The organism is Iodidimonas muriae (genome assembly GCF_014647255.1).
Taxonomy (GTDB): Bacteria; Pseudomonadota; Alphaproteobacteria; order Sphingomonadales; family Rhodothalassiaceae; genus Iodidimonas; species Iodidimonas muriae.
The window spans coordinates 136,490-148,644 of sequence record NZ_BMOV01000005.1 but is presented as its reverse complement, the minus strand read 5'-3'; the positions used below and the strand labels follow the sequence as shown (position 1 = coordinate 148,644).

Sequence of the window (12,155 nt, the reverse complement as noted above, 5' to 3'; positions counted from 1 at the left end):
ATGGCGCAGACCATCCCCCACGAGTGGCCAGAGATCGAAGCACAGGTCCGCGATGCAATCATTGCCATGGCCTCAATACTTCAGAGGTTCGGCCCCCATGATGACGGAACCACCGTTGCAAGCTTTCTCGGACAACCGGTCGAATTCGCGGGCAAGGACATGATGAGCGACGAAGAGATTGCCAGCGTTGATATCACGCGACACCAACTTTATGACTTCGTTCGAGCAGCATGGTGCTATGCCTATCAGGTCGAAGGGTGGCAAGACTTCACGTCAGATGTCTGGCATGATGTCTGTTGCGGACTGCTGTCGGGAGGCTATGCTCAAGCAGATAACGAAGGCGAACCGACCGGATTTTGGGACAAAAGCCACTCTTCATTGTATCGAGTCCTCGAGACGGCGGTCACGCGCTGGAATTTGACCCACGAAAATAGCGATCTTAACGTACGCGAATTGGCCTTGCTGTCAAATATGACTGAAGCGACTGTGCGTTCAAGTCTCAGCAAGGAAGGGTTTAAACTGGAACAGCCGAAGGTCGAAAACAATGAGAAATCATACATTCTTTCTTCTGCCGAGGCCCGCCAATGGCTCAGCCGGAGACGCGGTTTCATTCCGAACGCCACAGCCCCCTCTCCCGACAAGCTCCGCATTACGATCCGTGAAACACTTGCAGATCGGTCAGTACCGTTCCCGACAGCTTTAAAGCGGATGGCCCAACTGGCCCAGTCCACCAAAGCGGGTGAGGTTGAAATCAACTTGGATTGGTATCTCGGGTTGATCGAAGGGCGCGCTGTCTCACCCGATGTAGACGCCTTGATCGCCTTGGCGGACGCATTTGATGTTCCGCGCGCAGAATTTGCCGCCCGGGGTGTTGAGCATTTATTGAGATTAGCCGAAACACATCAGGAAGAAAGCCCCAACGGCCAAGAAGTGACCACTTCCCTGCCTGAATGATTTGTAAATTAAAGGCATTCGCCGCTACGACATCAAAGAATGGCGCCCTTCACAAGGCATAAGTTGTAACCCATTGTATCTGTTATGCGGGGGAGAAAAACGCCCGCGCATTTTCAAACAAGGGGCAGGATGTATGCAAGACGATGGGCAATGGATAGACCGTTTTGAAGGCTTGAAAAGCCTGCCACCTGATTTGCGTGCGGCCCTTGTCTCGGGCAGTTCGGTGGTCAGCCTTCCAGAAGGCACGCAGATTTTTGCGCCGGGGCAATCGGCGGACAATCTATTGTTGCTGCTTGATGGGACCGTGCGTGTCCAGCAAAAATCCGAAACGGGCCGCGAGGTCTTTTTATATCGGGTACAGGCCGGTGAAAGCTGCGTTCTCACAACCGCTTGCATGTTGGCTTTTGAAGATTATGCCGCGGATGGCGTGGCTGAAACCGATGTTCGCGCGGTGACCATCCCCCGTGAAACCTTTGACTCTCTGGCCGCCAAATCATCTGTTTTTCGCGAGTTTGTATTCAAGGCCTATTCCCGGCGGATCACAGACCTGTTCACCTTAATCGATGACATCGTCTTCCAGCGCATGGATGTGCGCTTGGCAGCGCGCTTGCTGGACCTTGCAACAGACAATGTGGTTCACGCCACCCACCAGATGCTGGGGACCGAACTGGGAACCGCGCGTGAAGTCGTGTCGCGCACATTATCGGAATTCCAGCGGCGCGGCTGGATTGAACAACATCGTGGCGAAATCCGGCTGGTCGGGCGGGAAGGCCTTCAGCGGCTGATCCATTCCGCCGGGGAATTGTAACAAAGTCACCAAGATATATGGCCCCATAATGCATGATGCCCCTGTGATGTTCTTTAACAGGGGATAATCCATGACAACAAATATGGGAAAAGATAATCGTCTCCGAAAAGACTTTGCCATGACCGACTATCCCGTTCAGATGGATGTGAAACCCGACGTCTTTGGCTTTTTCGACGATGACACCAACACCATTTCCTATGTCGTCAAAGATCCAGAGTCGGAGCATTGTGCCATTATCGATTCCGTTATGGATTTCGACTATGCCGCCGGACGCACCAGCTATGAAGGGGCAGACCGCATCATTGCCTTTGTCACAAAAAAGGGCTGGACCGTGGACTGGTTGATTGAAACCCATGTCCATGCCGATCATCTGAGTGCCGCGCCTTATATTCAGGAACGCGTGGGCGGCAAACTTGGTATCGGGCGCAATATCCTTGTTGTGCAAGATCTGTTTGGAAAGGTGTTCAATGAAGGCACCGGATTTCGCCGTGACGGCAGCCAGTTCGACCGGTTGTTTGATGATGGCGACACCTACAAAATCGGTGAAATGGACTGTTTTGCCATCCTGACACCGGGCCATACCCCTGCCTGTATGACCCATATCATAGGCAATGCGACCTTTGTTGGTGACACATTGTTCATGCCTGACAGCGGATCGGCGCGCGCCGACTTTCCCGGTGGAGACGCTGGCGTGCTTTATGAGTCAATCCAGAAGGTGCTGAGCCTGCCTGACCATATGCGCCTGTTCATGTGCCACGATTATGGCCCCGATGGCCGGAACATTGCGTGGGAAACCACGGTGGCCGAACAAAAAGCCCACAATATCCATGTGGGGGGCGGCAAAACGAAAGAGCAATATATCAAGTTCCGCACCGAGCGCGATGCAACACTGGGCATGCCGCGGCTGATTATCCCTTCCTTGCAGGTGAATATGCGCGGCGGTCATTTGCCGCCAGAGGATGATAGCGGAACACGGTTCCTCAAGGTGCCCATCAATGTGCTGTGAGCCAACGATAAAAGGATATGCACCATGGATATCAAAAAAATCGACAACAGCTTGAGCGTTTCTGCCCAGATCCGCGCAGAAGATATCCCCGCTTTAAAAGATCAGGGCTTTCGCGGAATTATCTGCAATCGGCCTGATGGGGAAAGCGCCGATCAACCCGCCTTCAAAACCATAGAAGCCGCCGCCACAGCCGCAGGGCTGGAGATACGGTATGTGCCCATTATCAACGGGCAGGTTCGGGATGAAGATATAGCGCTGTTTGACCACAGCTTGCGCGATTTGCCGGGGCCTATACTCGCCTATTGCCGCAGTGGAACACGGTCGGCCATGCTTTGGTCCCTAAGCCAGGCACGCGGCCGTCCGCTCGATGACATTCTGGCCGCAACAAAAGCTGCCGGCTATGACATGAGCGGCATCGCCCGGCAGATCGCCAAGCACGCCTCCCCCGATAAAAAGACGTTAAAATAATATCGTGACCATAAGGTGCGGCATGGCTCAGGCCGCCGTGCTGCAGGCCTTTGATGTGCTGGCCTGTGGCAGGCGGCTGCCACGGGCAGCTTGTGAGGATCGCTAACCAATGCCAATATTTCTGCGCCGATATCTGCCTGTTCTCGATTGGGGTCGCACTTATGGCGGCAAGACACTGACAGCCGACTTGATGGCTGCGGTGATCGTGACAATTATGCTGATTCCCCAGTCTCTTGCCTATGCCATGCTGGCGGGGCTTCCGCCTGAAGCCGGGCTTTATGCCTCGATCGTGCCGATCCTGCTTTATGCCCTCTTTGGAACATCCCGGGTGCTGGCCGTGGGCCCGGTGGCGGTGGTATCTTTGATGACAGCCGCCGCCGTCAGTCAGGTCGCCTCGGAAGGCAGCATGGGATATGCCGCAGCCGCTTTAACGCTGGCCTTGCTGTCGGGCGGTATGCTTTTTGTGATGGGGGTGTTGCGCATGGGGTTCATCGCAAATTTCCTCAGTCATCCCGTGATTGCCGGGTTCATCACCGCCAGTGGCCTGTTGATCGCAACCAGCCAAATGAAGCACATCCTTGGTGTTCCGGCCTCTGGATACACATTACCGGAAATGCTGCTGTCCTTGGCGCGGCATATTGGTGACATCACTCTGCCAACCCTGCTCATCGGGGCCGGATCTACGGCCTTTCTGTTCTGGGTGCGCAAAGGAATGAAGCCCTTGCTGAAGCGCATGGGCATGGCAGATGGCATAAGCGACACCCTGTCAAGAATAGGGCCGGTGCTGGCAATTATTGTCACCACTCTCCTTGTGGCCTTGCTGGACCTGGCAGATCGCGGCGTGGCAATTGTGGGGGCTGTCCCGCAAAGCCTGCCGCCCTTTACCATCCCCGATCTTGACACCGACTTGATTGCGACCCTTGCCCTGCCCGCCTTGCTGATTTCAATCATCGGTTTTGTGGAATCCATCTCGGTCGCACAAACCCTTGCGGCAAAAAAGCGCCAGCGCATTGATCCTGATCAGGAATTGATCGGGCTGGGCGCGGCCAATATCGGGGCCGCCTTCACCGGCGGCTATCCGGTAACGGGGGGCTTTGCCCGCTCTGTTGTGAATTATGATGCCGGTGCCAAAACACCTGCAGCCGGCGCCTTTACCGCCATTGGCTTGGCGATTGCCGCCCTTGCGCTCACCCCTTTGATCTATTTTCTGCCGACAGCCACTCTGGCAGCAACGATTATTGTCGCTGTCATGAGCCTTGTGGATTTTAAAATCCTGCATACGGCATGGACCTATTCACGGGCTGATTTTGCTGCGGTCAGTGCAACGATCTTGGTGACCCTTATGACCGGTGTGGAGGCCGGTGTTTCTGCTGGCGTGATACTGTCCATCCTGTTGTATCTGTGGCGCAGTTCACGCCCCCATATCGCCGAGGTGGGCCTTGTCCCCGGCACCCAGCATTTCCGTAATATCTTGCGCCACAAGGTCGAAACGACCCCAAGCGTCCTTACCCTGCGGATTGATGAAAGCCTGTGGTTTGCCAATGCGCGCTATCTTGAAGATTATCTGCTGAACCGGCTGGCGGGCGATCTGGATATCCGGCATGTGGTTTTGATGTGCTCTGCGGTGAATGAGGTTGATCTTTCCGCTGTGGAAAGCCTCGAGGCCATCAATCAGCGGCTGAAAGACCAGACGATCACCTTGCATCTGAGCGAGGTGAAAGGCCCGGTAGAAGACCGCCTCAAGCGCTCGTCATTTTTAAACCATCTCACCGGATCTATCTATCTGTCCCAATATGACGCATGGAAGGCTCTCATCCCTGAAAAAGGGTAGCCCGCGTGCCGCCCATTGAAAATATGGGCGCCAACGAATCACGAAAAGACCGGAAAAAGAAGGAAATGGTGCACCTGAGTAGAGAAAGTTCGAACTATCTGTTCGAAGTTCTTTCTGAATGGAATCAGGTACTTGAGACAATCGACGACCCTGTGAACGATCTTGAGATAGACGTTCACAGGGAGGTCGGATGACAACGAAGACGCCTCCCTTCTCCCTCAGACTGACTTTTGAAGAGCGTGCAAGGCTTGAAGAGCTGGCTGGCGATATGCCGCTTGGGGCGTATATCCGACGCAAGGTCTTCGATGGTCAGGGGCTCAATAAGAAACGCGCACGGGCGCGGTCCCGTCGCCCGATCAAGGATGAACAGAAGCTGGCGCAGGTTCTCGCCATGCTTGGGCAATCGAGGATCGCCAACAATCTGAACCAGCTCGCCAAGATGGCCAATCTCGGTACGCTGCCCGTTCTCCCCGATACGGAACGCGACATTCGGCGCGCATGCGCCGACGTGGCGCTGATGCGGCGGGAGCTTCTTCGCGCGCTCGGCCATCGTACCGATGTGGAGCCGCCATGATCCTGAAAGGATCACAACGAAGCGGCGCAAAACAGCTCGGGCTGCATCTCCTCAAGACCGAAGAAAACGAGCATGTCGAGCTGCACGATATTCGCGGCTTCATGTCCGATGATGTCGTCGGCGCGCTGCGCGAAGCCGAAGCCATCGCCAAAGGCACAAAGTGCCGACAGTTCATGTTTTCGGTGTCTCTGAATCCGCCCGACAACGAGCGTGTCCACGTTCGCACCTTCGAAAAAGCACTGGAAGCCATCGAAAAGAAAAACGGCCTGACGGGCCAGCCGCGCGTCGTCGTTTTCCACGAGAAGGAAGGACGGCGGCACTGTCATGCGGTATGGAGCCGGATCGACCCCGAGACGATGACCGCCAAGCCGATGTCGTTCTACAAGAACAAGCTTCGGGAAGTTTCGCGCCAGCTCTATCTTGAGAACGGCTGGCAAATGCCGCGCGGCCTGATCGATCCGAAGGACCGCGACCCACGCAACTTCTCGCTTGATGAATGGCAGCAGGCCAAGCGGATCGGACGTCATGCGGGCGAACTGAAAGAACTGATACAGGAAGCCTGGGCGACTTCGGACTCAGCGCGCACCTTCGCCCACGCTCTCGAAGAACGCGGGTTTCATTTGGCGCGCGGGGATCGGCGCGGCCATGTGGCTGTCACCTTCGAAGGTGAAGTTATCTCGATCTCACGGGCGACGGGCAAGAAAGCGAAAGAGTTGCACGCCCGTCTTGGAAAGCCCGACGCATTGAACAGCGTTGAGGAGACCCGCAAGCGCATTGCTGAAGATATTCTTCCGCGCATCAAATCGCATGTCGATGAAGCCCGCGCATCCGCCCGCGCCGAAATCGATCAACTGAATGCGCGCCGCATGGAGATGACGAAAGCGCATGCCGAAGAACGCGCCAAACTGGACGCAGGCCAGAAGGCGCGGTTTGAAGCTGAAGCCCGAACAAGAGCGGATCGCTTCCGCAAAGGTATGATGGGATTGTGGGATCGTCTGACAGGCAAGCGAGCTCAGCTCGAAAAACAGAACCAGCTTGAAGCGATGTGGGCGCTGCGCCGCGATCAGGATCAGCGGCAAATGACGATCAACGCGCAACTGCGCGAGCGCGGCGATCTGCAAAAGGAAATCAATGCTGCGCGCACCAAACATGCGCAAGCACTGCGCGCCCTGCATCACGATGCTGCCAACTTTCGCCTGATGCGCCGAGGTGAAGAGCCCAAGGCAAAGACCGCCTTCGAGCGTTTGGATACGCTGCGAGCCGAACCGAAGAAGCAGCCGGAACGTCCCCGTTTCGACAAACTCAAAGAGCGCAAGCCCGAGCGTCAGACGCGTTCCACCACGTCGGCGCAAGATCGCTTGCGCAAACTGCGCGAGCAAAAAAGAGAAGGACCGTCTTATGACGGTCCTGATCTCGACCGATAGCATTCGCTAGAACAATGAAAGCTGACGCGCAGCCTCTTCGCGCTTTTTCCATTGCGGGGTCTGAGCTTCGTGCTCAAGCCACGCGAACACGTAGGCAACGGCCCCACCATATTCGTCCGTGACATCGCTGTGCAGATAGTGCGAGCGATAGCCTGTCTCGGTGATGGGTATTATCCCATCGCCGATGACGTTGACTTCAATATGGTCGAACGTCGACCACTGGTGCCGATGATAGCTGACGCTTATCGCGACGCCGTGCCAGTCGATCTGACTGGTGACTGGGGCGCTCATGAGCGCCCCGCGTCGTTTGCAGGTGAAGCCGTGTCTTCCAGCGGCTCGCGTAAAACGATGCGACCGCCGACAGGCAGGGATTCGAGCTGAAGCGTGTAGCCTTTGGCGTCCTTATGCATCCACGCTGCGCCGACTTTGTTCCAGAAGGATTTGTCGCCTTTCTGGGTGACGTGCCACGCCAGAAACTCCGGTGCGCGGAACTCGCGTGTGCGGTCTTGCGCGGTTTGGGTGTTGTTGCGTGCCATGATCGATCTCCTTTGTTCGGGTTGGCTTGCTAACGCCCCCCGATGAGACCGAAGGCAAAGGATCGCCGTGTCATGTCCAACACGGGTGAGGCCACCGCCGAACTGGTGCGGGCAGGATATTGATGCGCGATCCGCGTTCGGTCAGAGGAAAGGCGAATTGCTGCAAGCCGTGCGCGGGCAAAGGTCCGTCATGCTGCGCCAACTGCCGACACCGAATGCCTGTTCACGCGTTCCTTAGCGCCACCTTCCGATAGATTTCTAGTGCGTTACCCCGATCCATCAGCGCCTTCACTGGGCCATGAATGATGTGTGCGAGGGCCGAAAGGCCCTGAACGGTTCGGGGCCTCCTGACAATTAACAGGAGGTGACGATGAGACTCATCACACGCTTCGATGCAGCATCGCGCAGCACAGCCGAACTGCATGCCCTCTTACGCGAGGCTTTCAACGCCTTTGCTTCCGCTCCTCGCGGATCGATTGAACGCAGCAATGCTCTTGCATCGCTGCACAATATTGAGGCCGAACTGGCGGTCCGCCCGCCAGGTCCATGAGGCCATCAACGCGGCTGGCCTAAAGGCCAGCCGCGAATTGTCAAAGATTGTCGATGTTGATTGAGAATGCATTAGTCGCAAGGAAAAGACTTTTGCAAAGCACCAGTTAAGACCACTGAACGGGATTTTCCCCAGTGCTGCGGGTTCGCCTCCATGAAGTTCTTGAATGACTGTCCAAGCTGATCGCTAGAAAATTGACCGTCTAAACAAAAGATGGGCTCGCGAGAAACTTGGTGCCCTTCGGCGAAACCAAGCATATAACCCGTACACCACCCTTTATCAGCAATATGTTCTGAACCGCATGTTTCTTTGAGAGTTTCTGCCTTGAAGCCCTTTTCTTCAACATTCTCGGTCTCGTTAAGCCACAACTGAATGTAATCTGCATCAGGTAAGTAATATTCTTCTTCATCATCAATAAAACTGAAGAATACGAAGCCCAGAATCAGAATTATGATTGCTGTGAATGTCAGTTTAAAAATCTCTAGAAAGAAACTCTGCATAGTGAGCAGTTTACAGGAATTGTACTGTCTTTTAACTTGTGGTGAATTGTTTATCCACAAGCACCGACCAAGAACCGGCTGGCCTGAAGGCCAGCCGCGATTTTTTCTTACCTCTACGCGACGTTGCTCACTTCTTCGATGACAGGCTGAAGCCCGTGCAAGAAATCGGCGGCACGCTGCGCATGCGCGGCGGCGCTGAAGATCGCGCGCTTGTCGTTTTGCAGAACCTTGAGCCAGCTCTGAATGTAGGCCGCATGATCGGCGCGCGGTTCCGGCGCAAGTTCAAGATCAGCGCACAGAAATGCTGCACCAAGTTCGGCGACAAGCTCTTCGCGCGCATAGCCTTCATCACCCCAACGCTTGCGCCCGAATTCGCGGTCAAGGCGCTTGGGATGCTTGGTCCAGTGGGTCAGCTCATGCGCCAAGGTTGCATAGTAGGCTTGCGGGCTTCTGAAGGTCTCGAAGTACGGCATTTGCACATGATCACTGCCGCCGCTGTAGTGGGCAGAGTTGCCGCCGTGGCGAATTTCCGCGCCCGTGCTCGCAAAAAACTCTTCAGCATGCTGAATGCGGCGCGCGGGATCGATGATCGCTTTCGGCTTGGTGTAGTAGTGCTCGGCCAAGCCCTCGATCTGCTCGACGTTGAAAACGCTGTATCCCTTCATAAAGGAAATCTTGCGCTCCTCCTCGCTTCCGTCGTCCTGCTCCTCGGTTTTGGTGATCGTGTTCGCATAGACAACCAGATTGCCGCGCTCGCCTTTTTTCACGTGCGCGCCGAGCTCTTTCGCCTGTTTGAAGGTCATCCAGTACGGTGAGAGATAGCCCGCCTCGATGCTGGCTCCCCAAAGCATCAGGATGTTGATGCCGCTATAAGGCACGCCGTTATGGCGCAGCGGCTTGGTGATTTTGCCTTCGATGCTGCCTGCGCTCCATGGCTTCAGCCATGTCAGCTCGCCTTGCTCAAGGTCGGCAATGATCTTGTTGGTAACCCTCTCATAAATATCGGTTTTCATTCTTGTCCCCTTTCTTGGATAGTCGGTTGCGCATGCAACCGGACTAGGCCCGCGCCAATGAGCGGGGGGACGGCCGTCCAGACCGAAAGCCATGGAAGAGGTGCGGGCGCAGGCGCAGCCGAGCCACGGGCCATGGCTTTCGCCCGAAGCCAAAGCGAAGGGCTTGGTCTTGACGGACGACGGGGCCGCAGGCCCTCGAAACGAAAAGGAAGAGGTCAGCCCGCGAGGGCTGTCAGATGATGCGCAAGGGATCGAAGCCGTATGGCCGAGACAGCTTGCTGGCTCGGTTCACGACAGCCCGACCCGATTAGGGTGCGCGCAAAATTCTAGGCATAAAGCCGAGACCCAGGATATCACTCCCTCAAATTAAATGCTGCGAACAAAACAAAAACATTAGTTCCACGCGCTTTCGAAATAATGTATACTATGAGCAAAAAATTGAGGAGAGCATGGCACAAAAATCAGAGATTGAATGGACAGATGCGACGTGGAATCCGGTAACGGGCTGCACGAAGATCGGTCCCGGATGCGATCATTGTTATGCCGAACGATTTGCCGAGCGTTGGCGCGGCATTCCTGGACACCCATATGAGCAAGGCTTTGACCTCAGAGTTTGGCCGGAGCGATTGGACCAGCCGAAGCGCTGGAAAAAACCGCGCATGATCTTCGTGAACTCGATGAGTGACCTTTTTCACAAGGAGATACCCCGAAAGTTTATCGATCAGGTATTTGAAACGATGGAGTCAGCGCATTGGCATGTTTTTCAGGTGCTGACCAAGCGCAGCAGCTTGATGCGCAACTACATTCGCAAGCGCTATTCGGACCGATCCGTCCCCAGCAATATTTGGCTAGGGGTCAGCGTAGAGGATAAGCCCCACGCTAGCCGGATCGAACATCTGAAACAGATCAATTCGCCCGCGCGCTTCATTTCGTTTGAGCCATTGCTTGGGCCGGTGGGGGAAATCGATCTTAAAGATATCGCCTGGGCAATCGTGGGCGGAGAAAGCGGCCCCCAGGCGAGACCCATGGCCGAAGAATGGGTCGTTGAAATCAGGAATTTGTGTGAGCGCGATGAGGTCGAATTCTTCTTCAAACAGTGGGGCGGACCTCGGCCTAAGTCCGGCGGCAGACTTCTGGACGGCGTAGAGTGGAATGGCTTTCCTTGGCAGATGGTGCCTGAGCCCATCCTAGAAAGGCTTGCGTCGTAGCGAGGGTTCAGATGCCAGAGAATTTTCAATGGAGCCCGAACAAGCCCCTACCGAAGATTGAAGAGCACTCGATCCGCAAGCTCGATGTGCTCAGCAAATACCTCGACGTTTACTTTGACACCGTCGTTCCTAACCCCAGAACCGAACGATTGAATATCACATTAGTTGACGGGTTTTGCGGCGGTGGAGCGTATCAGAAAAATGACTGCATCCAGCAGGGAAGTCCTTTGATCCTTCTCAGGGCTGTTGAGGATGCCCGCATACGCCTTAACCGGAACCGGGAAAAGCCGTTGGAGATCAATGCCCGGTACATTTTCGTGGACAGCAATGACAACCACATCGCGGCACTGCGTGAGCAGATCACAGACGAAGGATACGGCGATCAGATTGGTGGCAGTATATCGTTGCGCGTGGCCGAATTTGCAGAAGAACTGCCGAGAATCCTTCGGGAGATCAGAACGAATCAAAGGGTAGGTCGATCGATCTTTGTTCTTGATCAGTTTGGCTATTCGGACGTTCCAATGGCATCGATCAAAACGATCTTTTCAGAGCTAGATCGGCCGGAAATCATTCTGACTTTCGCCATCGACAGCTTCCTTAATTACCTTCGCGAGGAATCCGCCGCGCTGGAAGTCTATCGTCAGTTTGGTGTGAACGATGCGTTCATCTCCGATTGGAACGCGAACAAGTCAGACGAAGCCTTTGGGCGCATGGTTACGCAGCGGCTGCTGATGAGCAACATTCAGAGGGACAGCGGCGCGGAGTTCTTCACGCCATTCATGCTGTGGTCGCGCACGGACAACAGGTGGATGATGCTGGCACATCTCTCGCGCCATCAGGCTGCACGCGACAAGATGCTCGGCGTTCACTGGGATACGCAAAACAGTTTCCGACATTTTGGGCGCGGTAGCCTGTTTTCACTGGGCTTTGACACGAGGCTAATCGAATCCAAGGATGCGTTGTTCAGTTTTGCCGATCAGGACAGGACGCGCCTGGAGGCGGAACTTCTCGCTGAGCTTCCAAAGGAAATCCACGCCTGCCTCAATGATGACTCGGTCTCTATTGAGGCACTCCTTGAGAAGATCGGAAATCGCACGGCAGCAACAAACCATGACTTATTCGGCGTCATCACAGAACTTGCTCGCGCCAGAGAATTCGAAGTCCTATCTGGCAAGGGCACTTTGAAACGGGCAGGCACCCGAATCCAAACATCAGATCGATTGATTTTGCCTGCCCAAAGGACGCTTTTTCAGCTTTAAGAAAGCGTCCTGCTTGGGCACAGC

At 55.1% G+C, this 12,155-nt stretch carries 14 protein-coding genes; 10 read left to right on the top strand and 4 right to left on the bottom strand.

The annotated features are described in order from the left end of the window. From IEX96_RS08575 to IEX96_RS08545, 7 genes are all read left to right on the top strand, one after another. Window positions 1-954: a hypothetical protein gene (locus tag IEX96_RS08575; protein ID WP_150005674.1), complete on the top strand. Its 954-nt coding sequence runs from the start codon at window positions 1-3 to the stop codon at window positions 952-954. A gap of 133 nt (window positions 955-1,087) precedes the next feature. Further along, window positions 1,088-1,762: a Crp/Fnr family transcriptional regulator gene (locus IEX96_RS08570; protein ID WP_150005675.1), complete on the top strand. Its 675-nt coding sequence runs from the start codon at window positions 1,088-1,090 to the stop codon at window positions 1,760-1,762. A 118-nt stretch (window positions 1,763-1,880) separates the two neighbouring features. Further along, window positions 1,881-2,768 carry an MBL fold metallo-hydrolase gene (locus tag IEX96_RS08565; protein ID WP_188873779.1) on the top strand — a complete coding sequence of 296 codons (888 nt, stop codon included), beginning with the start codon at window positions 1,881-1,883 and terminating at the stop codon, window positions 2,766-2,768. Between the two features lie 24 nt (window positions 2,769-2,792). Continuing rightward, window positions 2,793-3,236 (top strand): protein tyrosine phosphatase family protein, encoded by a 444-nt coding sequence (locus IEX96_RS08560; RefSeq protein WP_150005676.1) that lies wholly within the window; start codon window positions 2,793-2,795, stop codon window positions 3,234-3,236. Window positions 3,237-3,345: 109 nt separating this feature from the next. Continuing rightward, entirely contained in the window at window positions 3,346-5,067 is a 1,722-nt protein-coding gene (locus tag IEX96_RS08555) for a SulP family inorganic anion transporter (RefSeq protein ID WP_188873778.1), read from the top strand. A 190-nt stretch (window positions 5,068-5,257) separates the two neighbouring features. Beyond that, window positions 5,258-5,641, top strand: a complete 384-nt coding sequence (mobC, locus tag IEX96_RS08550) for a plasmid mobilization relaxosome protein MobC (RefSeq protein WP_188873777.1) — start codon at window positions 5,258-5,260, stop codon at window positions 5,639-5,641. Next, the gene (locus IEX96_RS08545) at window positions 5,638-7,065 is read left to right on the top strand and encodes a relaxase/mobilization nuclease domain-containing protein (RefSeq protein ID WP_150005678.1); all 1,428 of its coding nucleotides are present in this window, start codon (window positions 5,638-5,640) and stop codon (window positions 7,063-7,065) included. The genes mobC and IEX96_RS08545 overlap by 4 nt, the downstream gene beginning before the upstream one ends. A 6-nt stretch (window positions 7,066-7,071) precedes the next feature. On the opposite strand, the gene IEX96_RS08540 is transcribed toward IEX96_RS08545, so the two are convergent. Both IEX96_RS08540 and IEX96_RS08535 read right to left on the bottom strand, forming a co-directional pair. Next, window positions 7,072-7,356 (bottom strand): hypothetical protein, encoded by a 285-nt coding sequence (locus tag IEX96_RS08540; protein WP_188873776.1) that lies wholly within the window; start codon window positions 7,354-7,356, stop codon window positions 7,072-7,074. Then, entirely contained in the window at window positions 7,353-7,601 is a 249-nt protein-coding gene (locus tag IEX96_RS08535) for a hypothetical protein (RefSeq protein ID WP_150005679.1), read from the bottom strand. Before IEX96_RS08535 ends, IEX96_RS08540 begins: the two co-directional genes overlap by 4 nt. Before the next feature lie 370 nt (window positions 7,602-7,971). On the opposite strand from IEX96_RS08535, the gene IEX96_RS08530 reads away from it, so the two are divergent. After that, window positions 7,972-8,151: a hypothetical protein gene (locus IEX96_RS08530; RefSeq protein ID WP_150005680.1), complete on the top strand. Its 180-nt coding sequence runs from the start codon at window positions 7,972-7,974 to the stop codon at window positions 8,149-8,151. 71 nt (window positions 8,152-8,222) lie between these two features. On the opposite strand, the gene IEX96_RS08525 is transcribed toward IEX96_RS08530, so the two are convergent. Beyond that, window positions 8,223-8,651: a Rap1a/Tai family immunity protein gene (locus IEX96_RS08525; RefSeq protein ID WP_150005681.1), complete on the bottom strand. Its 429-nt coding sequence runs from the start codon at window positions 8,649-8,651 to the stop codon at window positions 8,223-8,225. Window positions 8,652-8,764: 113 nt separating this feature from the next. Then, the gene (locus IEX96_RS08520) at window positions 8,765-9,664 is read right to left on the bottom strand and encodes an ArdC family protein (protein ID WP_150005682.1); all 900 of its coding nucleotides are present in this window, start codon (window positions 9,662-9,664) and stop codon (window positions 8,765-8,767) included. 449 nt (window positions 9,665-10,113) lie between these two features. On the opposite strand from IEX96_RS08520, the gene IEX96_RS08515 reads away from it, so the two are divergent. Both IEX96_RS08515 and IEX96_RS08510 read left to right on the top strand, forming a co-directional pair. Beyond that, complete coding sequence (locus IEX96_RS08515; RefSeq protein ID WP_150005683.1) at window positions 10,114-10,872, top strand: DUF5131 family protein; 759 nt, start codon at window positions 10,114-10,116, stop codon at window positions 10,870-10,872. Window positions 10,873-10,883: 11 nt separating this feature from the next. Further along, window positions 10,884-12,131 (top strand): three-Cys-motif partner protein TcmP, encoded by a 1,248-nt coding sequence (locus tag IEX96_RS08510; RefSeq protein ID WP_150005684.1) that lies wholly within the window; start codon window positions 10,884-10,886, stop codon window positions 12,129-12,131. Window positions 12,132-12,155: the final 24 nt, after the last annotated feature.